This is a genomic window from Lacticaseibacillus pantheris DSM 15945 = JCM 12539 = NBRC 106106 (assembly GCF_001591865.1).
Lineage (GTDB): Bacteria > Bacillota > Bacilli > Lactobacillales > Lactobacillaceae > Lacticaseibacillus > Lacticaseibacillus pantheris.
The window spans coordinates 19614-43997 of record NZ_BCVS01000003.1 but is presented as its reverse complement, the minus strand read 5'-3'; the positions used below and the strand labels follow the sequence as shown (position 1 = coordinate 43997).

22 protein-coding genes are annotated in these 24384 nt (G+C 46.8%); 16 read left to right on the top strand and 6 right to left on the bottom strand.

What is annotated here, in order from left to right:
* The first annotated feature begins 81 nt into the window (after window positions 1-81).
* From LPA02S_RS00915 to LPA02S_RS00900, 4 genes are read left to right on the top strand one after another with little or no spacing between them, the layout of a single operon-like run.
* On the top strand, window positions 82-1071 hold the full coding sequence (locus LPA02S_RS00915; RefSeq protein ID WP_054649061.1) for an ROK family protein: 990 nt from the start codon (window positions 82-84) through the stop codon (window positions 1069-1071).
* A complete protein-coding gene (locus LPA02S_RS00910; RefSeq protein ID WP_056956711.1) occupies window positions 1037-3406 on the top strand; it encodes a glycoside hydrolase family 9 protein in 2370 nt (789 codons plus the stop codon). The genes LPA02S_RS00915 and LPA02S_RS00910 overlap by 35 nt, the downstream gene beginning before the upstream one ends.
* The gene (locus LPA02S_RS00905) at window positions 3403-4713 is read left to right on the top strand and encodes a PTS sugar transporter subunit IIC (RefSeq protein ID WP_054649069.1); all 1311 of its coding nucleotides are present in this window, start codon (window positions 3403-3405) and stop codon (window positions 4711-4713) included. The genes LPA02S_RS00910 and LPA02S_RS00905 overlap by 4 nt, the downstream gene beginning before the upstream one ends.
* Before the next feature lie 39 nt (window positions 4714-4752).
* Window positions 4753-5067: a PTS sugar transporter subunit IIB gene (locus LPA02S_RS00900; protein ID WP_056956710.1), complete on the top strand. Its 315-nt coding sequence runs from the start codon at window positions 4753-4755 to the stop codon at window positions 5065-5067.
* Window positions 5068-5179: 112 nt separating this feature from the next.
* On the opposite strand, the gene LPA02S_RS00895 is transcribed toward LPA02S_RS00900, so the two are convergent.
* The 5 genes from LPA02S_RS00895 to LPA02S_RS00875 form a co-directional block, all read right to left on the bottom strand.
* Complete coding sequence (locus LPA02S_RS00895) at window positions 5180-8560, bottom strand: AAA domain-containing protein (RefSeq protein ID WP_056956709.1); 3381 nt, start codon at window positions 8558-8560, stop codon at window positions 5180-5182.
* Between the two features lie 381 nt (window positions 8561-8941).
* Window positions 8942-10468 (bottom strand): sialate O-acetylesterase, encoded by a 1527-nt coding sequence (locus LPA02S_RS00890; RefSeq protein WP_054649079.1) that lies wholly within the window; start codon window positions 10466-10468, stop codon window positions 8942-8944.
* Window positions 10465-10776, bottom strand: a complete 312-nt coding sequence (locus LPA02S_RS00885) for a PTS sugar transporter subunit IIB (RefSeq protein WP_054649081.1) — start codon at window positions 10774-10776, stop codon at window positions 10465-10467. The genes LPA02S_RS00890 and LPA02S_RS00885 overlap by 4 nt, the downstream gene beginning before the upstream one ends.
* A 153-nt stretch (window positions 10777-10929) precedes the next feature.
* Window positions 10930-11649 carry a GntR family transcriptional regulator gene (locus LPA02S_RS00880; RefSeq protein ID WP_056956708.1) on the bottom strand — a complete coding sequence of 240 codons (720 nt, stop codon included), beginning with the start codon at window positions 11647-11649 and terminating at the stop codon, window positions 10930-10932.
* Window positions 11650-11822: 173 nt separating this feature from the next.
* Window positions 11823-12539 carry a GntR family transcriptional regulator gene (locus LPA02S_RS00875; protein ID WP_054649085.1) on the bottom strand — a complete coding sequence of 239 codons (717 nt, stop codon included), beginning with the start codon at window positions 12537-12539 and terminating at the stop codon, window positions 11823-11825.
* 184 nt (window positions 12540-12723) lie between these two features.
* On the opposite strand from LPA02S_RS00875, the gene LPA02S_RS00870 reads away from it, so the two are divergent.
* Genes LPA02S_RS00870 through LPA02S_RS00840 form a run of 7 tightly spaced genes read left to right on the top strand, consistent with a single transcriptional unit; the run spans window position 12724 to window position 18407 of the window.
* On the top strand, window positions 12724-13221 hold the full coding sequence (locus tag LPA02S_RS00870) for a PTS sugar transporter subunit IIB (RefSeq protein ID WP_056956707.1): 498 nt from the start codon (window positions 12724-12726) through the stop codon (window positions 13219-13221).
* Window positions 13222-13243: 22 nt separating this feature from the next.
* A complete protein-coding gene (locus tag LPA02S_RS00865; protein WP_054649087.1) occupies window positions 13244-14056 on the top strand; it encodes a PTS mannose/fructose/sorbose/N-acetylgalactosamine transporter subunit IIC in 813 nt (270 codons plus the stop codon).
* Entirely contained in the window at window positions 14056-14898 is an 843-nt protein-coding gene (locus LPA02S_RS00860) for a PTS system mannose/fructose/sorbose family transporter subunit IID (protein WP_054649089.1), read from the top strand. The genes LPA02S_RS00865 and LPA02S_RS00860 overlap by 1 nt, the downstream gene beginning before the upstream one ends.
* A gap of 13 nt (window positions 14899-14911) precedes the next feature.
* Window positions 14912-15310: a PTS sugar transporter subunit IIA domain-containing protein gene (locus LPA02S_RS00855; RefSeq protein WP_054649091.1), complete on the top strand. Its 399-nt coding sequence runs from the start codon at window positions 14912-14914 to the stop codon at window positions 15308-15310.
* A 28-nt stretch (window positions 15311-15338) separates the two neighbouring features.
* Window positions 15339-17066: a class I mannose-6-phosphate isomerase gene (locus LPA02S_RS00850; RefSeq protein WP_054649093.1), complete on the top strand. Its 1728-nt coding sequence runs from the start codon at window positions 15339-15341 to the stop codon at window positions 17064-17066.
* A 13-nt stretch (window positions 17067-17079) separates the two neighbouring features.
* Window positions 17080-17856: a glucose-6-phosphate isomerase family protein gene (locus tag LPA02S_RS00845; protein WP_225350204.1), complete on the top strand. Its 777-nt coding sequence runs from the start codon at window positions 17080-17082 to the stop codon at window positions 17854-17856.
* A 14-nt stretch (window positions 17857-17870) separates the two neighbouring features.
* Window positions 17871-18407 carry a glucose-6-phosphate isomerase family protein gene (locus LPA02S_RS00840; protein ID WP_054649095.1) on the top strand — a complete coding sequence of 179 codons (537 nt, stop codon included), beginning with the start codon at window positions 17871-17873 and terminating at the stop codon, window positions 18405-18407.
* Window positions 18408-18516: 109 nt separating this feature from the next.
* On the opposite strand, the gene LPA02S_RS00835 is transcribed toward LPA02S_RS00840, so the two are convergent.
* Window positions 18517-21036 carry a PRD domain-containing protein gene (locus LPA02S_RS00835; protein WP_056956706.1) on the bottom strand — a complete coding sequence of 840 codons (2520 nt, stop codon included), beginning with the start codon at window positions 21034-21036 and terminating at the stop codon, window positions 18517-18519.
* Window positions 21037-21324: 288 nt separating this feature from the next.
* On the opposite strand from LPA02S_RS00835, the gene LPA02S_RS00830 reads away from it, so the two are divergent.
* The 5 genes from LPA02S_RS00830 to LPA02S_RS00810 are packed head-to-tail and all read left to right on the top strand — an operon-like array spanning window position 21325 to window position 24371.
* Entirely contained in the window at window positions 21325-21762 is a 438-nt protein-coding gene (locus LPA02S_RS00830; RefSeq protein ID WP_054649097.1) for a PTS sugar transporter subunit IIA, read from the top strand.
* Between the two features lie 13 nt (window positions 21763-21775).
* Window positions 21776-22270, top strand: a complete 495-nt coding sequence (locus LPA02S_RS00825; protein ID WP_054649099.1) for a PTS sugar transporter subunit IIB — start codon at window positions 21776-21778, stop codon at window positions 22268-22270.
* A gap of 53 nt (window positions 22271-22323) precedes the next feature.
* Window positions 22324-23181, top strand: a complete 858-nt coding sequence (locus LPA02S_RS00820) for a PTS mannose/fructose/sorbose/N-acetylgalactosamine transporter subunit IIC (RefSeq protein ID WP_054649101.1) — start codon at window positions 22324-22326, stop codon at window positions 23179-23181.
* Window positions 23182-23183: 2 nt separating this feature from the next.
* Window positions 23184-24029, top strand: coding sequence for a PTS system mannose/fructose/sorbose family transporter subunit IID (locus LPA02S_RS00815; protein ID WP_056956705.1), 846 nt, complete (start codon window positions 23184-23186; stop codon window positions 24027-24029).
* A gap of 30 nt (window positions 24030-24059) precedes the next feature.
* Complete coding sequence (locus LPA02S_RS00810; protein WP_054649105.1) at window positions 24060-24371, top strand: hypothetical protein; 312 nt, start codon at window positions 24060-24062, stop codon at window positions 24369-24371.
* The last annotated feature ends 13 nt before the right edge of the window (window positions 24372-24384 follow it).

The window sequence follows — 24384 nt, the reverse complement described above, 5'->3', positions numbered from 1 at the left end:
GATAAGCCGCGATAGCATGGTGTCGAAAGATAAATAAAGCGGTTTCACGTATGTGGGAACGTTACCAAAGAGGGATGAGCTATGACAACAAATATACCGACCGTCCTGGCGATTGATCAAGGCGGAACAAAAATTGTGGTTGCTGAAGTCGATAGACAAGGCCACCTGCATCAACAAATGAAGTTTGCTTCCGACGTCGGTACGCAGGCGTTAGCAACAAAACAAATCATTAACGCGATAGATAACTATCTCAGCCATCCGCATTACGGACAAATTCAACAAATTAGTGTTAGTACGGTTGGCAGGATTAACGCTGATACGGGATATTGGTACGAGATTGATCCAGGGAGGTGCGAACCAATTGACCTCGCTGGTGCGATAACCGAACAGTTTGGAATACCAGCCATAGCTGCGAATGACGTTTATTCTGCTACATATGCAGAAAACAAGGTCGGTATTGGCCGAGGAACAGCTGATTTTATCTATCTTAATCTTGGTACGGGTATCGCGGGACGGATTGTGGAGAACAACCGAATTTTAACCGGTGCGCATTTTGATGCCGGCGAGGTGGGACACATGTCGGTCGATATTCATAGTACCGATAAGTGCGTTTGTGGCCGTTATGGTTGTGTTGAGCCAATTGCTTCGGGACTGGGTATCAGTACTAAGGCGCGGGTACTTATCGAGGAAGGTGCCAAGACTGAATTAAAGGTTGAAGAAAACGGCCGTGTTGGGGCAGAACAATTATTTAGTGCCTATGACAATGGTGACCTAGTGGCAATTGAGGTCATGGACGAAGCGTTAATTGCCCTAGCCGTTTTGATTGAGAACCTAATTCGTACTAGTGATCCTGACGCAGTTGTAATTGGTGGCGGCACCAGCAACGGAAATTGGTTGATTGACCGTATCTGTGCTCGAATTACCCCGGAGACTACACGTCTAATGAAAATGGGTATCGTAAAAAGTCAGATTAATCCTAATAATATTTCGATTGTTGGCGCAGGTTTACGTGGTTTTGAAACGGGGGTGAAAGTCGATGTCAATTCAAGAGGTATTGCAGAGGACAAATAATCTGCACCACTTATTGAAACTACAGCAATCTCCAAGTGAGAAGCATTTAAGCAAGGCGGTTGACCTGACGAGTATGACCACGTCTGTTTGGCAACATCGTGACCGGGGATCTATAACTTCACACGGTGTCGGGGTCGTCGCGCTAAAATCACCAACGAGGTACTCAAGCTGGCCACAAGGTTCTCCGACTGATGGTGACTATATTCAGTATGGGACGGTCACCGGGTATAAAACGTTGAATCGGCTCGACTGGGCCGGATATAACCGGATTATCTTTACGATTTGTTCTAACGATGTGAACGTCATTAACTCAAACGTGACCGTTGCGTTTAAAAATGATGGTGTTGTTAAGATTCCGGACAAGTACATGCGCGATGGGTTTCATTCCATCAACCTAGCTAACGATCACAAACCGCACCAATACCATCTAGACATTAGTGATTTGCCTCGTGATGCTATTACTGAGATTAGTTTTAGCTCGGCGGCGAATGGTTCATACATGAATATGCCGGGCAAAATCGACATTGAGATTAGTGATATCATCCTGGGAGTTACCCAAAATTCATCAAAAAATGTCGGCTGGCGGCCAACGGACGGCGTGATTATTGCATCGCAACTGGGGTATGACCAACATGGTCGTAAATCCATCCTCGTTAGTGATAACGTCCCAGAAGCGAGTTTTGAGGTTATCGATCAAAGTACGAACCGCATTGTTCTGGACGGTAAATTAACCAAGCAGAGTGTTGACGGGCGGCAATTATTTAGTGGTGACTTTTCGGAGCTAAGTCAGCCCGGAAAATATGAGATTAGGGTATCGGGATGCCGACCGGAAACCGTTCAGATTCTTCCTAGTAACAAAATTTGGTCTGAATCAGTGCTTGATAGCCTGAACTTTATCTATAGTCAACGTTGCGGTGCTCCGGTACCAGGAGTACACGGAACGTGCCATACGGATGTGTTTGCAGAGCATAACGGCATGACAGTTCCGTTTAACGGTGGCTGGCACGATGCTGGCGACCTATCACAACAGAGCATGCAGACCGGTGAAGTCGCATTGAGCCTGTTGGAGGTGTCGAGTGTATATCAAAAAGAACAACCGGCATTTGCTGCTCGGCTCGAGGAAGAGGCCGAATGGGGTCTGGACTTCATTCTGAAGACGCGTTTTGGGGATGGATACCGCGCTACTAGTGCTGGTACCTCCCGGTGGACGGATAACCAAATCGGCAACTTTGATGACGTTCGTGCTCGTACACACAACAGCGCGTATGATAATTTCCTGTTTGCGGGTATTGAGGGCAAAGCCGCGTTGGTCACCAACAACACTCAATTAAAGCGGGTGCTTACTCAGGCCGCAATCAGCGACTTTGAATTTGCGAGTGCCGTCTTCATGGAACACCCGTATAAGCGCGAACCAATTATGTGGGAGCACACCTATAACACGTCAAAGTCCTCTTATGATTCCACTATTGCATGGACGGCTGCAGTTCTTTTTAAATTAACCCATGACGATACCTACCAACAAAAAGCCATTAGTGCCGGTAAAAGGCTGTTAACTTATCAGGAACGTGGTGGAATTACCGTTAACGGTAGAGTGGTTAAAGGCGTGTTTTATCGCGATGAAACACACACTGTTTTTCAGCATTTTAACCACCAGTCACGTGAACACTTATTTGCCTTTGCGTTAGCAGAGCTGATCAAGATTACTACTGCTGATGAGCAGCAATTGTTTAAAGATGGTGCACGGATGTACGGCGATTATCTTCTGTGGCTACAGCAATATACAGCCCCGTACCCGATGATATCTTCCGGATTGTACTTTGACGATGAGCAACAAGATAAAGACAGTTTTCACATTCAGCATCTGCTGACCGACGCAACGGCCGAATCTGAGTATGGCAAACAATTGCAAAAGGGGATAAAGATAGCCGATCATCTGTACGTCAAGCGTTTTCCGGTTTGGTTCTCCTTCCGTGGTAATAACGGAATTCTTCTATCGACTGCATTAGGGGCCGCAACCCTAGGCGACGTTTTACACGACGCACAATTAAGACAATTAGCTGAAAACCAGCTTTACTGGATAGCCGGAGAAAATCCATTCGGTAAATCTTTAATGCTTGGTTTGGGTCACAAGTTTGATGATTTGTACGCGGTATCTAGCGGCCCCCAAGTTGGAGCTTTGCCGGTTGGTATTGAAACTCGTGATGACGAAGATGCACCATACTGGCCGCAGTTTAATAATGCAACTTACAAGGAAGTTTGGATTAGTAATAGTGGTCGGTGGCTATCGGTGATTGCCACACTCCTCAAATCATCCTCAAAGGAGAAACAACAATGAAGTCTAACAAATTTATCGACGGTTTATCTTCTTTCGCTGGTAAGCTGTCATCTAACAATTACATCATGGCCGTGCGTGATGCCTTTGCCGGAAGCATTCCGTTAACCATTACAGCAGCGTTTTTCCTTTTGGTAAACAACGTTCTATTGGCGCCGAAAACTGGATTATTACGGTCAATGCCTGGTCATGAGCAGATTATGGCAATTGGGACTCAGGCGTACAACGGTACTTTGGGGTTCTTGACGATTCTGATTACTTTTCTCATCGGTTACCGACTCGCTAAGTACCTCAAGGCCGATGGGTCAATCGGAGGGATGGTTTCGGTAGCTAGTTACATCGCGTTGGTGCCTAATCAACTCACCATTCAGAGTGCAACTGGTAAAAGTGTATCCGTCTTGGGTGCACTGAGCCAGAACGAAACATCGGCTAACGCCATGATGATGGGCATCATCGCAGGTCTAGTTGGCACGACCATCCTGGTAAAACTTTCGAAGAGTAAACGACTACAGATCAAGATGCCCAACGGTGTTCCACCAGCAGTATCGAAGGCCTTCAGCTCACTGTTCCCAGCATTTTTAACCATTACGTTCTTTGCTATTATTGAAGTACTGGTGCAGACGTTAACAGGAATGTCCCCGGCCGATGTTATCGTGAAGGTACTGCAAGCACCACTAGTTGGTGGTTTCCAGTCATTACCAGGTATTCTGTTATACGTATTCCTTGCTACCGTTGTATTTATCTTTGGTATCCATGGTGCCTTTGTTTTTGGCGCAATCTCTGGACCAATTCTATTAACCTCCTTGCAGCAGAACATTGATGCAATTAAGGCTGGGTCTTCGGCACCAAACATCGTTACTCAACCATTCTTGGATGCGTATGTGTACATGGGCGGCGGTGGCACAATGATTTGCCTGGTGTTAGCAATCATTATTTTCTCTCGTCGTAAGGATGAACGGATGATTGCTAACATCGGTGGTGTTGCTAGTCTGTTTAACATTAGTGAGCCAATGATGTTTGGTGTTCCAATTGTCTTTAACCCGGTTTACGCAATTCCGTTTGTGTTATCGCCACTAGTAGCAACGCTGATTGCTTATGTATCAACAGCAGCTGGCCTTGTTGCTAAAACCTATATTCTGATTCCTTGGGTAACTCCTCCCGTTATCTCTGGATATCTGGCAACGGGTGGTGACTGGCGTGCATCACTGATGCAAATCATTACGATTGTCATCGGTACACTCATTTACGCACCATTTGTAATTGCATCTAACCGAGTATTTCAGAAGCAACAGGCAGAACAACAAGCGTAGTTAATGCATGGACACTGGAATTTGAAAGGATGGTTCATTATGGCAAAAAAGGTAATTATGTTAGCTTGCTCCGCAGGTATGTCCACCAGCATGTTGGTCGCAAATATGCAGAAGGCCGCGGCCAGTGACAATATTGACGTTGATATCTTTGCTACGGCATCGAGTGGTATTGATGACGCAATGGAGGAACAGAACCCGGATGTCCTGATGCTTGGACCTCAAGTCCGGTTTATGGAGAAGGATTTGAAGGGCAGGCTGGATATTCCCGTTGAAGTAATTGATATTCGTGACTACGGGACTATGAATGGCGAAAAGGTTTTGCAGACCGCGCTTGGTTTGATTAATCAAGCGTAGGCAGATATTGATTTCGATCGAATTTGTTGAAACAACGGAAGCTGATTTTACGCAGTACTAAAATAGGTTCAACCCAGTTGCCGGTGGGGGCAGAGGGTTGAACCTACTTTTATTATGCTTGTTTTTGAGGTGTGTCTCGAAAAACATCCAGAGCAAACTGTTCAGCTAGATTTGCATTATCTATAACCATTGTGGTGTCGATATTATAGAATTTATCTTCTTTGTTGCGTTTTGCTGACAACCAATTGAAGGAGCCGTCTGCAAGAATGTGGTGATCAATCAGTATTTGCTTTGAGTGTATACGCCTGTGTGTCATTTTGATAGTCACACCCAGTGACGAAAGAGTATTAATACCAGACTGGAAATTTTGCAATTTATTTTTTTCAGTATTCATTTCTGCACTTGGGTGAACAACCACCGAGACGCCTCGGTTAATACAGCTTTCCATGGCCACAAGTACCGGTTTTGCTTGATCTTGAAGTACAAGATTGGAAATGTAAGGAGCACTGATATCCACTCTTTCCTGGGCCCGAGAGAGTTGTCTAATTAGCCAGTCATCATGAGCCTTTGCACCTGTTAAATTTGCAATTATTTCGTCGGGTTGGAAACTTGATACTCCCACGATTTGATTGCTTTTATGCGCAAACAGTTTTCGCGCGAGTTGTCCGGATGGCAGGGATTCCTTCACAGGTAAAATGTCTACATTACCGAAATACAAAAAGCTATCCTTGGCTCTAGAAACGGCAACATTGAGCATATTGGTGTTTCTATCAAAGAAAAATTCCGTTTTATCACTATCGTAAACGGGGGAAAAGATGATCACTTTCCGTTCAGCACCTTGTAGAGCGTGAATTGTTCCGCACGTGAGCTCCTCATCTTTGAGCCCTTCTTTTTGTAATTCACGTTTGATTGTGTTCGATTGTTCCTTAAATGGGGTCACTATTGCGATTGTATCCTTTAACCGAGTTTTATGGCCATGATCCATAGATTCTATCCGGGTTTTATTTTCGCGAATCCACCTTGCAATTGCCTGTGCCTCTCGCTCATTGTAGCGACTACCATTTTTTGTTTTTGCTTTACCAAGCAGAGTAGCATATCCGAACTGTGGCAATGACCATCCTGATGAGCCCTTTGGCGTGGAACGTTTGGGAATTAATTGGTTGTCGTAGGACATTTTGTTGAAATAGTCAACGATGTCGGGCAGACAGCGGAAGTGTTCTTTCAGCATTATGCTTTGTCTGTTATTCTCATTAGCGATAAAAGATGATTGATGCTGAGTTGCTGACATAAGGTCGCCGCTAGCAACAGAGAATCCATCATTTTCGATGGTTTCTATGTCATCTTCGCTGAAGTTAATTAGGTGGCGCATGTTGACCCGATCAATATTCTTTTCGAGGGCCCAAATTGGCTGAATTTGCTTAGTGTCCCCCACTACAAGTGCCTTTTTAGCTAGAGCAAAGCTGGCTAGGGCTATTTCCGGACTAACTTGGCCTGCTTCATCGACCACTAGCAGGTCGATATCGTTAAACATCGGCCGTTTACTGTCTTCTTTGAAAAAATTATCCACTTGATAAAATGTTCCAACAATGCAAGGCATCAGCATTGAAATGATTTGCCAATCTCTCTTTTTAGTAATTTGGCTGGTTTCTTTTTGAGGTAAATCCTCTTGTTCTAACAACCATCGTGCTTCCCAGTAATGAGTGGATAGCATGAACGCTAGGTATCTCATGTTAGTGTCAATTTGGGCATCTAGTGGCTCGCCTTTCACGATGTGGTTTCTGAATATCGCATCAGTATATTCACCTTTCGCTTGGTATAGTCGATTAAGCTTCTCCTTTTGTTGGGCATACTTGTCCTGTGCCTTTGGCACGGCTTTTCTTGAACGCCTAAATTGTGCCACCAAGTTTACTTTTTCGTCTAGACCGTGTAGTTCGCAAAAGTTTTGACGCCGCTTTTTGGCCTGCTTTTTGCCTATGACTGGTAAGTAGTCGAGTATTGTGGTGTTTTTATGATCGTAGTCATACCAAGACTCCAACAATTGTTTGTTAGTAGCGAATAGAGTTTGCTGTTGGTGAAGATGTTCCTTTATTTGGACCAGTAAAGATTCTTCTTTCTTAACTTGACCATCAAAGTCACGCTTATCACCATCTAGTATTAGCTGGATATCGTCAACAACATCCATTAATGCCTGGTGCAGTTCGTCACGATAGACTTCAACAGATGCGTTGAGCTCTGGAAACAATTGTTGGCAATTTGAAAGGAATGCCTTAGTATTTTCCGCTAAGGATTCTGGTGTGCTTAAATTATTGAGGTACTGATGCTCCCGTGCTGTAATTTTAGCATCTATACCACTTGTGCTTTTATATTTTTCAGGGGATACCAGGTAGAGCCCAAATGTTTTATTACCAGGCAACCAATGGTCAGCAAACATAGCTTGCTTGTCCGTAAAATTTTTGTATATCTTAGTTGCTGGCCAGATAATTTGACTGTCCTCGGGGAGGCTGGCAGCATGGGTAAAGCTACTAATAATGTTCGTAACTGCCTGATTATTGGTTGATGAGGCTACACACACTTTAGGGTATTCGTCCATAACAGCTGACTTAACCCACTCAGTGGCTATAACGCTTTGCAGTAATGATGTTTTTCCTGTCCCAGGAGGGCCGCTAATGGCAAGCACTTGTCCCGGCTTTAGAGCAGTATAGTTTGCCAATGCTTGTCTTTGAGTGTCAGTGAGTCCATGCTCTGGGTTCATTTGACCGAGATGGTTCACGTGTTCCTCAGATAGTTGTTGCGCAGTTAGAACATGTTGGCTTTTATGTGAAGAGTTAGGAACCATTGAGGAGAATAACGGTAAGTTTTTCTTGGTATCAATAATCTTTTCATATGTGCGTTGGATGCTAAAGGACATACCCGAATTTTGCTCGCCTAATACAATTCTGAATTTATTGGTTTCGTTGTCGTCTGATGAGTGATTTTTATTAAAGTGAAAATTTACAAGTGATTGATGAGTGAGTTTTTCAAACAGCTCTGCTGATTGTACTGCAAAGGTGTTCCAATCATCAGTGCTAAAAGGATTAACCTCAATTTGTGTATTAAACTGCGCTAGGTCCGCGATAGGAGGCTGACCTTGATTTTGTTCAGAATCTTCTAACACGGGGCTTAATAACTTTCTGGGAATCCATGGGAAATTGTGTTCTATTGGTGTGAGCTCGCCGTCAGATGATATTTTTGCTGGAATAACCATCGGCGCAGGATTTCTAGTGTTATTGCGAATTATGGGCATTATTAAAACGCTTAGGGTATGATCTGTTTGTTTTTTTGGATGAGTGTGACTACCAAAAAATTTTCCCACGGACTGGGATGGAATCTTTCCTGCAAAAAAATCTTCTGGTTCAATGTCGACGGATCCTTGCGGCTTGGCGGGACTGTCAGTTAATACACTTTGTCGAAGGGTTTGTAGATAGTAATCGGCTAATTTTTTACTTGTAATCATTTTTGTACCCCGCTAGTAGAAATGTTGTCGTTATACTACAGATATAGTCATAGTTTACATCATGTACATTGAGCGGCAAGGATAAATAACTCTATGATGTAATGTGGATTATTGATACCACGTAGAATAATCCTATCGCCGGCTGTAACTAATGGTGGGTTCACAATGTTAAGTGATTTGGTTTTAGCGGAGTCGTTGATTTTAGCTCTAGCAAATATATCATTGACACATTTAACTTAGGCAAGGTGGACTCGCAAAATAGCATCATACTTTTTGACCGTTAAATGCGTCATCAAGGATAAAAACCGTTGCACACAACCAATGTGTACGACGGTTTTAAAATGGCGATTAATTTCACTATCTACGGTTTCTCCGTCTCCCTCAACGAATCCGCAAACTAAACGGTGACACGGGATACCCAACATCATTATACAAGGTCGGTACCGGCGCATTGTCCCAGCAGTACCGGACGGCGGCTGCATTTGCCGGTAGGTCGATTGTCAATTCGTTGCTGGTAACCGTGGCTTTTGTTGCGGTGACCGTACGCCAACCTTTTTGAACTAATACTTGAACTTCGAGTTGACCGTTAACTTGCAGCTGGTGTGATTGGCCAACGCAGAAGGTTACGTGGCGTAATCCGTCTGTGGGTCCGTCTTCCGTGGTTATTTGTTGAACCTGAGGAGTATCGCAGTATCCTGCCGCATTTGCCATCACCGCCCCAATCCGTGTGCCGGGAGTACGTTTGTCAGTCGGGTGAATGTTGTGGCGCTCACCCGTGTCGACAATGGAGACTAAGTGCACGTTAGGTAATTCCCGTGCTACCTTTGCCTGCGCCATACGTAGCAGTGGCCAGGCATCGATAGGTTCGTCGTTATACTGGGGTAGCTGTACCACGTAAAATGGGAGCCGCGGCTGTTTCAGGTCAGCCCGCCAGCGATTGATCAGACCACTCAACAACGCCGTATACGCGTGCGGGTGGGGAGCATCGTTCTCGCCCTGATACCAGATGACGCTACCAAATGTGAACGGCACAATCTTACTGAACTCAGTATGGTATAGCCCTGATGGTCGGAAAAAGGCGGCTGGAGTCATCGGCGGTGGCCATGGGGTATGCCCAACCCTTTGTTTAACGATGTTTTGCCCTAAATACGGGTGTGCACGCATGTAGGCAGCCTTCTTTTGCTGGTAGGCATTGAACACGGCGTCGTACTCAGCATTCTCCTTGTCAAAAGTAGTTTGCGCAACACCATCAACTGCTCGGTGATATGCATCCATGTATGTGGCCTTTAGCGTTGGTTCCCGGTTTAACGCATCCGCGGGTAGCCAACATGACGCTGAGGTGCCGCCGCGATAGCATTCCACAATACCGATAGGGCCACGTTGCCCATTCCGTAGTAGTTCCAAAGCCGCGTAGAAGGCAATGGCGGAATGGGAGCCAAAATTGCTGGCGGATAGCTGGTGCCATGCAGGCGCAGGGGAGCCAGGTACGTTGTATGCCGGCTCGTCCTCCGTATCAATTGACGCCACCTGGTAACAACTGATTTCCGTAGTTGGGAAAGCCTGACGCAATTCGGCAGCGTGTTTTTCCTCGTCCAGGGTGAATTCAATGTTGGATTGACCCGCGGCCAGTATGACGGTGCCGAAGCGTACCTCCGTACTGGTGGTATTGTCCGAGGTCTCTACGTGCAGTTGAGCACTTGTGCCAACTTTGCCAGTAGGCACTGATACGAGCCAGGCTCCATCTTCGCTGGCCTCTGTCTGTACGTTTGCCTGGGCCAGTGACACCCGCACCTGCTGGTAGGGGTGGGCGTGACCGAAAATGTTGACGGTAGTATTGGCCTGCAAAATTGCGCCGTCACCAAACAGTGGCGCAAGCAGGGTATCTTTGACCAGGGTCTGCACAATCATTCATCCCCCATCAACTTCATGGCGTCATGCAGAATGTGTGCCCCGTTCATTAGCCCATAATCCTGCATGTTAATCACTTGTACCGGAATGTCTAGCTGTTTCTTGAGGTCTGGTAGCATGTATCGTACTTGCGGCCCGAGCATTAATACTGATGGATGCTCGCTTTCGAGCTCCTCTTCGGCATTCACTGCCGCAGTTGCGAACACTTTGTAGTCCAGTTTTTCCTTAGCTGCGGCTGCTTGAATGTGTTTTACGATGAGGCTGGTCGAAAAACCGCCAGCACATGCGAGCATAATTGTTTTGGTCATAGCATTTCCTCCATGTGAGAACCCTCGTTCAACTAATTCTATTGGCATCGCTTACAAGGATAGTGTATGCTCGTTCTACTTTCATGTCAATACATGAACATCGTCAGGTATATACATGAAGGAATGAATAAAAAGCCGGCGATTTGCCAGCTTCTAGATGCTCTTACCGCTTAGATACGTGTATTTATGGTGGACACTGTACGGATGATGATCAATGGACATGTCAAAGGGGCGGCCGTCCTCGAGGTATGTCGTCTGCTCTACCTGCAGAACGGGCTCGTCCGGAGCGGAGCCGAGATATTTAACGTCATCATCGCCGGCTTTTTCCGCTGAAATTATCCGGTACTGACTACCAACCTTTAGCCCGCGTTCCTCCTTGAGGAAGGTGTAAAAGGATCCGAGTAACGCATCCTTATCCAGGTTGGGGATGATTTTCATTGTGAGGAATGTATGCTCCAAACCGTAAGGCTCGCCATTGACAATGCGTAGCCGCTTGATTTCGTACACCGGCTCATTTGCTTCCAGCTCTAGCGCCTCCTGTACCTTGGCGTCCGGAAAGTGGATGTCGAAGTACAAGACCTTACTGGTGACCGGCACGCCGAGGTCCTTACTGAGACCCTCATAGGCGTTGACTGGCAACTGACCGGCGGGGCGACCAGGTTGCTTTCTGACCAGCGTACCGATTCCGCGCTGGGGGATCACCACACCGTCCTCAGCAAGAATATCCATCGCCCGCTTAATGGTCATCCGACTAACCGCCAGTTCACTGGCCAGCTCCTCCTGCTTGGGTAACAATTCTCCCGGCTTGTAGGTTTTATTGGCAATTCTTGATTTAATTTTTTTTATAATGCGTGCATACTTTGGCTCACCCATTTTGGGACACCCTCCACAACGTTTTCAAGGTAAGTGTAACCTAGTGTGTTTGTTGATTCCACATTTTTGCTAGTGTACCGCCGCTTTGCGCGAGTTACCTCCGTAAACTGCATGGTACTAGGACTAAAAGTGAATCAGAGGCACCAGGGATACGTCGTGCGGACAATGCGATATCAAAACGCCACATAATACCGGTACCGTGAGCCCACATAGTAGTTAACACTATACTCCACGTAGCCCGACGCCTTATCAGAAATTTTCCGCACGCGCTTGAGCAGCGGCTCGGGCTTAGTAATCCGCAACAGGCGCGTTAGCTCACTGTCCGGCTCGATGGCCTCAACGTACTCGGACTGGTCCGAAACGTGAATGCCAAAGTTGCTGAGGTATTCGTACAGCGAGCCCATGTAGGTCTCTTCCTTGAGGCTGTAACCGGCCCGAAATGGGGTGACCGTATCCGCAAGGGTAATGACCTCGTTGTCCGCACCACGGAGACGCAATAGGTGGAGGACGGGGGTGCCGATTTCGACGTGTAGGTGGCGCCGCACCGATTCATCGGCGGGAATCCTTTCGACCTTGACCCACATGGTGACAGGCTTGCGGCCCAGCTCCAGCATTTCGTTGGTGTAACTTTTGACAATCGTGAAGCTCGACTTACTGGCATTATCGTTGGTGGATTTAACAAAGGTGCCCTTGGCCCGTAACCGTTCCAAATAGCCGGCTTCGACGAGGGAGCTTAAGGCGCGGCGTACCGTAATGCGGCTGACACCGTACGTTTGACCCAGTTGCTGTTCCGTGGGAATCCGCTTGCCGACGTCCCATTCGCCGCTCTCAATTTTAAAGCGTAGTTCATCTTCAATTTGCGAATATAGTGGTTGACCGTTATTAAGCATAGGCGTGCCTCCAGCTTCTTGGTTATATTGATATGACAATTATAACTTTACGTATAACAAATACAAACGGAACATACCAAGACCGCTAAAAACATAACATTGTAAGCCTTTACACGTGCGCCCCGTGTACCTATACTGAGTTTTGTAATAATGTTATAACAATCTGACAGAGGAGATGTTCGGTATGGCAATTGTATTTTTTCGGGTAGATGAACGTATTATTCACGGACAAGTCATCACACGGTGGCTTTCGGAGGTGGACGCACAGGGAATCGTCGCAATTGATGATCAAGCCGCGAACGACCCCATCATTTCCAAGGTGCTGAAGGGAGCCGTGCCACATGGCCTTAAAGGCTTCGTCATGCCGGTGGAACGTGTGGCCAAACGCTGGGACGACATTGTTGGTAGCGACAAGAAGTACATGGTGGTAGCCAAGACGCCAGCGACGTACAAGCGGTTAATTGAGGCGGGTGTTGATATGAAGGCAGCCTTCCCCAAGATCAACGTGGGTCCGATGAGTGAAAAGGCCGAAGCCAAGAGCGTTGGTCCGGGTGCGAACGTCAGTGCTGACGACATGGATGCCTTTGAATTTCTCAGCAACCATGGCATGGAAATATACTTCCAGTTGGTTCCAGATTCCAAAAAAACGAGTTGGGCAGAGGCACAGAAGGTATTTGGCTGATTTTCCGTGAGGAGGGAACAGCATGCTATTTATACAAGCGTTTCTTATTTCAGTTTTGTGTTACTTAGGGGCGTTAGGAACCCCGTGGCTATTCGGGTTAACTGGTGGTTGGTACACAATCTCCCGACCACTGGTGTCTGGGCTACTAATCGGGATTATCTGTGGTGACGTGCAGCAGGGGATTATCATCGGGGCGGCTGTTCAGGCGGTATACATCGCCATGGTAACGCCTGGTGGCCAGATGCCTGCCGACCTGAACTACATTGCTTACCCAGCAATTGCGTTGGCGGTGCTGTCACACGCGTCGACTGGTGTGGCCGTAACGATGGCTACCACGATTGGGATTGTGGGTACGGTCATCTTCAACTTCTTTCAGGTGGCCAATTCGTACTGGAACCACCGGGCTGAAAAAGCAATCGAGGAGGGCAACGAGCGGTCATTCCACTTTAACGCCATATGGGGTCCACAAATCTTCAGTTTCGTGCTCCGCTTTGTGCCGTCATTCCTGGTTATCTACTTTGGCTCTGGCTTTGCCAAGCAGATGTTGGCTGCAATGCCACAGTACCTGCTGGACGTGATGACCTTCCTTGGTGGCGCCTTACCGGCCTTGGGGATTGTGATGTTGCTGAACGTGGTCATCAAGAACAACTACATGTGGGTGTTCTTCCTGTTCGGCTTTGTGGCGGTAGTGTTCATGAAGCTCAACATGATTGCACTCGCCATGGTGGCAGCTATGGTCGCGGTGATTTACTTCTTTGCCATTTCTAGCAACGGCAAGTCGAACTCCAAAGATGACGGTCAGGACGGTAATGATGACGACGAGGAGGAATTCTGATGACTCAAAACGAGAACAAATCACTTCTAGACAAAAAGACCCTCAACAAGTCCTACGTGCGGTGGATGATGTACAACCTGGCTTCCACTAGTTATGAATTTTTGGAGGCATTCGGGTTCGCCTACGCGATGGAGCCGGTGCTCAAGAAGTTATACGCCAAGGATCCTCAGGAATTCAAGGACGCGATGAAGCGGCACTCAGTCTTTTACAACACCGAGCCGCAGTTGGGTGCTTTGGTAAACGGGATTACCGTTGGTTTGGAAGAGCAGCGCGCACAGGGCAACTCTGATATTGATGGCGACTTCATCAACTCCATGAAGATTGGGTTGATGGGTCCCCTAGCCGGGATTGGTGACTCCATGATCCCGGAAATGCTGATTCCTATCCTGCTATCCATCGGTCTGGGATTGGCTAGTGGCGGGAGTGTGTTGGGCCCGTTGTTCTACATTGTGGCCTACAACCTCATTATGGTGTTGGGCTCACGGTTCTTGTTCTACAAAGGGTATTCGCTGGGTGCGAAGTCGGTCGACCTGTTCGTTGGTGAGACAGCGCAGAAGGTAACTGCCGCCATTACGGTTTTGGGCACGGTGGTGACTGGTGGTGTGGCGGCGTCTTACGTCAAGGTGCCACTACCAATCGTCATCAAGATGTCGCACTCCACTATTGATATCCAGAAAACTTTGGATGGCATCTTCCCTGCATTAATGCCGCTGTTGGTGGTCGTTGTATCCTGGTACTTCATGTCGAAGAAGCACGTTTCGCCATTACGCTTGATTCTAGCGTACTTTGTCCTCGCCTTTGTGGGTTACGGGATTGCGTACGGCATCAAGGCAATGATGTAGTTGGAGGTTAATTATGCAATTACTCATGGTGAGTCATAAAGGCTTGGCGTCCGGAATGCTGAGTGCTGCCCAGTTCGTCGCGGGAGACGTTGTCAAAGCCGACGTCCTCGAAATGGACGACGCGGGGTTGGCCGATTACCAGATCCGCTTGGCGCGGGTGCTTGATTCCTATTCACGGTCAGAGCCGGTCACGCTCTTGTCGGATATTCCGGCGGGCTCTGCTGGTAGTGCGGCCTATGCGGCTTTGCAAAGTGGTGGATTTAACGTCACCTATGTGTCTGGCATTAACCTGGCGTTTCTGCTGGAGTTTGTGCTGACTGGAGACTTGGAGCAGGCGGTACAGGCCGGGAAGCAGGCTTTGGCTATCGTTAGTGATACCGGTAATGATGGCGCGGACGACGAAGATTTTTAGGCGGAACAATGATTTGAGGGTGAAACGGATGAAGTATAATTTAAGGCCAGAAACCAAGGTGGCCGGGCAAACGGTTGGTATTCAGGGTGCTGAAAATATTGTGACCACGCTGCGTCAACGGATTGCCAAAGTGGATGCTCGTGACGTAACGGTGGTGCTGGAGTTTTATCCTGGCGTCAACCGGCACGAAGTTGAGGACACCATTATTAGTCAGTTGGGCGCGGATAACATGGTTTATGCTGATGATTACGCTTTGCCAGCAGAGCGGGTCAACGCTAAGATTGCTGATTCCATCACGGATGACCGGGTGTTGGGCCGCATGACGCAATACAGGATGCACGAATTCTTCCCGAACTTGGACGGTGACCGTGCCGCAATTGGTGCCCAGCACGGACTGACAGTGGTGTACGGTACTGGTGCTAGCTTATTGGCACCACGGCACGACCTGCTAGTGTACTTTGATTTGACGCGGTGGGAGGTTCAGCTCCGCTACCGTGCGGGCTTGAGCAACTGGCGGCAAGATAATGCTGACGAGGACGCACTGCGTAAGTTCAAGCGGGGATACTTCTTCGAATGGCGCATTGCTGACCGGTTGAAGAAGCAACTACTACCGCACGTTGATTATCTGGTCGATTCGAACGTGGTTCACGAACCCAAAATGATTGATGGGCCGAGCCTCGTGGCTGGTCTGGAGCAGTTAACCGCCCAGCCTTACCGCACCGTACCCTACTTTGATGAGAGCGTATGGGGCGGGCAGTGGATGAAGGAACACTTTGACCTGCCAGACGACGTACCCAATTACGGCTGGGCATTTGACGGGGTACCGGAGGAGAATAGCATCATCCTGCGTTATGGCGATGTGCCTATCGAGGTGCCGGCGACGGATTTACTACTGAACGATCCGGAACCCATCCTGGGTGCAAAGGTGTATGCGCGTTTTGGGGCGGAGTTCCCCATCCGCTTTGATTATCTCGATACCGTTGGTGGTGGCAATCTGAGTCTACAGGTGCACCCGCTCACGCAGTACATCAAGGATCGGTACGGCATGAATTACACCCAGGATGAGAGTTACTATATTCTGCACGCTGAAGAGGGTGCATCCGTATACCTGGGCAACAAGCCCAACGTGGACAAAGCAGCGCTGGCCGAAGTTCTCCGTGCGGCGGAGCGAGGCGACGAGCAGTTTCCCGACGATAAGTACATCAATAAGTTTCCCGCTAAGACGGGTGACCACTTTCTGATTCCCGCCGGCACGGTGCACTGCGGCGGTGGTAACACGGTCATTCTGGAAATTAGTGCGACACCGTACATCTTTACCTTCAAGATGTGGGACTGGGGGCGGATTGGACTGGATGGTAAGCCGCGGCCACTCCACGTTGAGGAGGGGCTGGACAATATTCGGCTTGAACGTGACACGCAGTGGGTGCAGGACAACCTGATTAATCAGTTCGTACCGGTGGGTCATAACCAGTACGAACGGGTGGATAAGACTGGTCTGGCGACGGACACGGAGTTTATTGAGACGTATCGACACGAAATCAATACGGTGGCGCACCTGAGTAATCACCATAGCGTCAACATGTTGAATATGGTTGATGGGCAGGAGGCCAAAGTGGTTAGTCAGGACGGCTCGTTTGATGATTTTACCGTGCACTTTGGCGAGACGTTCATCGTGCCGGCCAGCGTCAACGAGTATGAGATTCGCAATATGTATCCAGAACGACCAATCAAGGTCATTCAGGCATTCGTCAAGTGAAGGACGTGTTAATGTGTTTAATCCGGGATTTCCAGTCAGTGTGAACCACCAGTTAATGACGTTTGAGTACGGGCCAGGCGTCTTTGGTCCCCAAGTGGAACAACGGCACCTGGACGATATTCGGCCGAGTCTGCTGGATCCGCATGCCCAGGGCCCTGATGTGGTGTACTCAATTGCAATGGATATCGGCCTGGATGCAGACCGTGCGGACCTTGAGCAACGGATGCTCCTGTTTGGTGCGGTCACTTATGCGGCGGGTAGAATCGGGCGTGAACCCGTGCGCAGTCAGGGCCATATCCACGCCATCTCGCCGTCATGTAATTACTCGACGGCCGAGGTTTACGAGGTGTGGTCGGGTAAGTGTATTGTGTTAATGCAGGAAACGGCGCAGGACATTCCGGGGCGTGTGTACGCCGTCACGGCTAACCCGGGGGAAGTGCTGATTGTCCCGCCTGGGTGGGCGCACGCGACCATTAATGGTGATCCTGATACCCCGCTGTCCTTTGGTGCTTGGTGTATTCGTGATTATGGCTTTGAATATGCCGATGTACGGGCACACCACGGCTTGGCGTTTTATCCTATTTTAGATGATGGTGGTGCTATCAGCTGGCAACATAACGACAATTATGATGATGTCCAGCTCATTGAAAAGCGGCCACAGGACTATCACGCGTTGGGGATGGTCGCGGGCACTCCGATTTATCAGCAGTACCGTGAGAACCACGACCAGTTCAACTTTGTCACCCGGCCGCAAGAATACATGGATGTGTGGCGGAATTATGAACCATAAAAGGGGAAAAGTTCATGGATACTAGACTGAATACGGATGGTGATTTAGTGGGTGACGTGACTACTGGCGAGACTCACAAAGGTGCGTTGCGCGACCTGATGTTGGCCCCCGAATCATTTCGTGACGGTGAACAGGATGACATTGCCTACTGGGTGGAGTCTGACCACAACGGTGTTGAGCAGGGCCAAAGTGGCGGGCTGTTCTTTGGGGTATCACACTTGCATGCGGGAACGGTGGGGGATGAGTTTATCTTTACCCGCGGACACTACCACGAGGCCCGCGATACGGGCGAATACTACTGGGGATTAGCCGGTGACGGGCTACTACTGTTGCATTTTGACGACGGTAACGAAAAGTTGTTACCCATTGGCCCTGGCATTGTGCGCTACATTCCCGGCAATGTTGCCCACCGATTGATTAATATTGGTGATGACACTTTAAGTGTGGGTGCCGTTTGGCAGGCCGTTTCCGGGCATGACTACCGCGGTGCACTCGTGTTTAAGAGCCACGTGATGAAGACTGGTGAGGGGTATCGGGTGATTAACAAGTAGATATTTGATGTTAATTCAATAGGTATCCCTAGCCCTCTGGCATTAGCTGGAGGGCTTATTTTGACTTTCATTGGGATGGGTTAGAATGATTTGAATATATAATTGATTACTATTTCAGAACAAAGTCCTTAATTAGTTCGTAAAGCAAAGCAATCTCATAGTCTTGCACCTGGATATTGAATTTCTGTTCAATTGGCTGAAAGATGCCACTAGATATAGCGAAGAATTCTTGTTCCTGCTTTGTTAACGTCGCTCGGCTAATTGAGTTATTGCTCGGCCTACTGGTCATCATACGTTCAATCATTAAGGATAGGTGCATGTACAAGTTGAGTTTGATTCTAGAACTGAATTTGACGCTGTAAAAGTCTTCGTAGTGGTCAACAATGCGCTGACTTTCTTGAATAACAATATCAGGATTCAGTATTTGAAGACGACCACGAATACCTTCAATTGACAGAAAGCGTACTAGACGATCCACTAGCTCGTTTATGGAATGCGTGCTTTCACCGCAATTGCGAAGAATAGTTTGGATTTTTAAAGCGGCGGATTTATCGAAGATATTGTACACATTCATTATTTCGATACCAATATCGCTGGCGACATCAGTGGTTGTCATAATTAATTGGGTATTGGAAAAAAACTTTTGATCATGATTGGTGAGCAGAGTATTTAGTTCTTTGTAATCAACTGTAATCACTTCAATATCAGACGAAAGTGTTGTGTTAATTAACTTTTTAATCTCCTCAGAAAGACCTACGCCTGACATGCAGGAGACAATAATATTCTTCTTGTTTGATAGACCTTCAAAATATTGTGTTTCCGTTGTTTCTCCATAATGTTCACTTGCTTCAGCAATAGATTGGAATTCATCGTTACGTTGGATTCGCAGACCAATATCTAAGGCCATTGCCGTTGTCACGTTGTTCACTACTAGTAATTCTTGATCTGAAACGGACTTAATCTCCCTAAACATTTGTCGTAAAGAACCCATGTCAAATAAAACAATGTTGCCTTTAGCCGATGGGCTTTGGTTAGATAGATATTCACTAACATGACTACTAATTTGATCAATTGTTACATCAATCGGCATATCAAATGCCTCGAATACGTAATTACCACACAATGAATTTGCTACCTGCTGAATACTTGACGCAGTATTTTCGCCGTGCGAAAGCAAAATTGCATTATACTTTACAGACTCAATTGAGCTTGCACAGTTGGTCATTATCATGAAAAAAGGTAAGTAACAGTATGGATTTTGTTCTTGTTGTTCATTTAAATTGTTTAAAAGCTGTGTGAAAAGATAGTAACTTCTTGGATAGCGATGCTTAATGGCCTTTTGCATTTGCCTAGCTGACTGAGTATCGGTCAGGTTATCCCGGCAAATCCCAGCAAAGACGAATCCCAGTGCTACGTTTTCCCAGAAGGTCTCGTCTCTAGGAAATTTAATTCCATAGTTGTGACTAATACATTTTGTAATTGTCTTTTGCACAGTTTGTGCAACCGAAAATAGAATCTTGTCATTCGATATAGTATCGATTTGGTTAAGCACTTTACTAAGAATAAATTGTTGTTCGGTTATTGACTCGCCATTGGTTAGCGAATCATTAAGCTTTTTTAGCATGGAATCGGTCGTTGGACCAAGCTGCAGCGCGCTTGTTACTAACGATTTGATTCCTATTCGTAAATTTTGTTGATGCGGGGTCACCAAAATTGCGGCATCAGACGATGATCCTAACAATAAGTGTGTGTGATCTGGAGCCTTTGCATATGCATCAGCACAGAGTAACTGTACACGGTTGTTTAGTGCCGTAATGTTGTTGATGTGCTCAAAATTAGCTAAATTGATTAATTCACTTGGTGTAATCTGAATATCCGTATTAAGTTGGTCAGACTGTTGTTGAAGATAAAATGCAGCGAACTCAACGCGTTCGTTGAGCGGAAGACTACTGAATGAATTAAGCTTTAGTTGGACCGCCGCGCTTTTGAACCAAACACGAGCGGTCTCGAAAATATCATCAGTACCCGAATAGATATAGCGGAAGCTCTCGCTCTGCTGCTGGCTAGTGTGTGTAAAAAGGTAGTGTTGATCCGATGTGCTTAGCATCTGAATGTTTTTAACGTATATGTAAACCGCCTCGGTCGCGATATCTGAAGCTGTAGTAGTGTTCACACTTTGCAACTTCTTTTTTAGTGTACCCACCTGATCCTTATAGTTTGCGCAGTCGATAAGTTTGAACACAGCGTTTGTGGATAATACATTTCGACGAATAGATTCGTGGTAGATTGCCTGCGCAAATGGCAGCTTGCCGCTTCCCGATGGTCCGGTAATAAAGATTGGCAGACCGTGTCTGGGATAAACGATGGCTTCAATGGCTAGCTGGATGTTAGTGCTCAAACTGCCATTACTTCCGATTAGGTCGTCAAATGCTGAATGTTCTCGCTTAATTTGCCAGTAAACTGGACGACTACCAGTTTTGATCAGTTTGCCTGTCTTATGCAGTTTGGACAAATAATTACTGGTTACACCACGAGTCAGGCCGACTGCCTCGGCTGCCTGCGTGGTCGTAATTCGCTCAGTTGGAAATTGTTCCAAAAGCTGACCATAAATTCTGTCTATTGCGTTCAAGAAAGTCACCTCGTTTTAATCACTATTTACGTAATTTAAGCACAACAACTTCGTGACTTTTAATGCTTCTGTGCTTAACATAATCATTGTAAGCGCTAGCCTTTATGACGTCCAGCAGAATATACAAAGCGGTTGGCGTTGAAATTATAGGAAGGAGGGTAGTTTACACGGCTGAGCAGACGCGTTGATGATATAACGAAAATGGATTGAACTAAGGTGTGATTTGGTTGACTGTCGTCTCTCACGGCGAATCCATATTTCAAAACTTTTAATAAAGGGATGATTTAGATGAAATATCTGCTTCTTGTCAGTCATGGGGAGCTATCAATTGGCTTAAAGCAAACACTGGGAATGTTTGCGGGTAATGATATGCAGGGTTCTCTGATTGCAGTTGGCCTGAGAACCGATGAAGCTGCTTCAACATTTGGTGAGCGGTTCAATGCATTGTTGAAGACATTGCCAGCGGATGCAGAGTTTGTCGTTTTGGCGGACATCGTTGGCGGCAGTCCACTTACAACTGTGTGCAACGTTTTGAGTGAGCACGGTAAGTTGAAAAACGCCCTGGTTCTGGGCGGAATGAATTTTTCAATGGCACTGACAATTCTAATGTCGAAGGATACTTTGGATAACGCGGCATTAAGGGAAAAGGCCTTTACAGAAGCTACTGCAGCAATTAAGGAATTTCAGACGGACCCAGAAGCGGGTTCCGAGGATGAAGATATTTAAGGGGGTGGGTAACATGGCAATTTCATTTGTACGTATTGATGACCGTATGATTCACGGGTTGATTACCGTTCGCTGGGGCAAAGAATACCCAATGGATGGAATTATAGCTGTAAACGATAAAGCAGCAAACAATCCAGTTTTAAAGGAAGCGTACATGGCTGCGTCTGATAAGAAAACCTTTGTGTGGACCTTGGACCACTTCAATAGCGTTAAGGATAAGGTTTTGAACTCAAGTACTAGGTATTTCCTCATTACTAAGAATCCACAGGATATGGAAAAGATTTTGGTTGATTTAAGTTTTGTGCCTGGTGATATTAAAACGGTTGTCGTTGGTCCGGGTAATGACAGGGAGAACGCAATTAAGCTTGGCGATAATCAGTCGTTCACGCCTGAAGAGGCTGCTTCATTCGAAGCTATTGAGAAGGCGGGTTACAAAGTTGAGTTTGCTTTGTTGCCTGATCAGCGCATTGGTAGTTGGGATAAGTTTAAATCACGTTTTGGGTATTGAAAGTTAAATATTAAATCAGCAATGGTTCTTACTTAAGAAGGAAGGTAAGGAGAATGACGATTAGTTGGTTTCAAGCAGCTATTTTAGGGCTATTTGCTTGCTTATGTTCCAACTCCTGTATGGCTGGTCAAGCAGTTGGTAATTATACAATTGGCCGCCCGCTAGTTGGTGGACTCGTTTGTGGCATTATCTTAGGGAATCTTCAGCTTGGTATTGCGTGTGGGGTCGCGATGCAACTTGTTTATATTGCATTAGTTACTCCTGGTGGGACTGTTTCCGCAGACGTTCGTGCTATTTCCTATATCGGCATCCCGCTGGCAATGGTCGCGATTACATCGCAGGGACTGAATCCCCTGAGTGGTGGCGCCGCTAATTTGGCTAAGTCGGTTGGTACCCTAGTCGGAACGGTTGGTACTGTTCTGTACTACGCCGTTGCAACAATGAATCTTGTATGGCAATCGTTTGGTTGGAAGGACGTTCACAATGGCAAACTAGATAAATTAACAGCAGTTAACTTTGGTTGGCCTTGGATCTCACACGCATTGTTCTCATTCTTGCCAACAATGTTGCTCACGTACTATGGTGCAACCGCGGTTTCCGCTTTGCGGAGTGCACTACCAATGGACGGCCTGGCAATGAAGACTCTGTTCACTGTTGGCGGTATGCTGCCATGTGTGGGGATTGCAATTCTTCTTCGACAGATTATTGGCCGGGCGGCTGACTTTATTCCGTTTTTAGTTGGGTTCACACTCGCCGCCTCACTTCATTTAAACCTAGTTTCCGTCACGGTCGTATCGCTATTGTTCGCGGTTATTATTTATGAGATTGAGATGTCTGGAAATTCTTCATCTAAGGGTGGAACTACGGCTGTTGCAGAAGGCCCAAGCGATGATGACGAGGAGGATATTTGATCATGGAAACAACAAACGAAATGAAAAAACTTGATCGTAAAACACTGACAAAATCGTTTCACCGTTGGTTCTGGGGCGCACTGACCTGTTTCTCACAGGAACATATGCAGACCTTTGGTTACATGGCATCAATGCTGCCCATCCTCAGAAAGCTCTACCCCAAACACGATGATCAGGTTAAGGCAATTCATGCTTATACTGCGTTCTTTAACACTAACCCCATGCTGGGGACGGTGATTGTTGGCATCACTGCCAGCATGGAACAGGCGCGTGCGAACGGTAAGGAAATTGACGGGGAAACCATTAACGATATGCGTGCAGGCCTTATGGGCCCCATTGCCGGTATTGGTGACTCGCTGATTGATGGAACTCTAATTCCTATTCTGTTAGGAATTTCCCTGGGGATGTCCACGGGTGGTTCGCCGGTGGGGGCCATTTTCTACATTATTGCCTGGGTATTAATTGCTTACTTTGGCCAACGTTTCTTGTATTTCCGTGGTTATCGCTTTGGTGATCAGGCAGTTAGCTTTTTGGTTGGCAAGCAGGGGGCTGCAGTTCGTCGTGCGATTGGTACTGTGGGTAGTATGGTTGTTGGTGGTGTTTTGGCGTCTTGGGTTAACGTGACAACATCGCTTAAATTGCACGGAGCAGATGGCAAAGTATTCCTCAATCTACAAGCAAAACTGGACAGTATCTTTCCTGGATTGCTAACAGTTATCGTGACCTTATTCTGCTGGTGGTTGATGACAAAGAAGCATGTTTCTGCAATCTGGACCATGCTGATACTAGTTGTTATCTCTCTTCTCGGGGTTATCGTTGGCTTCTTCAACCCGGGCCTGTCCTACTAAAGAAAAAGTCTGTGGAGGGAGGAGAATCACATGACTATTGACGAAATGACTAAGGGGTACGAACAGGAAGTAGCTTATCAGAAGCACATGCTGAAAAATTTAGGATACTGGTTTCAACTTTCCACAATTCTTAGTGGCGTTGGTATTGTTTTGATTTACTTCTTCCATGGAAAGATAATTTGGTTGCAAATCTTCGGAACTGTTCTGTTGGTTTTGGGTGCATTGGGAATGTTGGCGTTTGGCTATTCGGGATGGAAAGGTCAGCAGAATGTTCGCGCAGTTGTTGACGACTATGAGAAGAAAGTTCAGCACTTTCATAAGGTGACACGGAAGAATGTATAACGATTATAAGGTT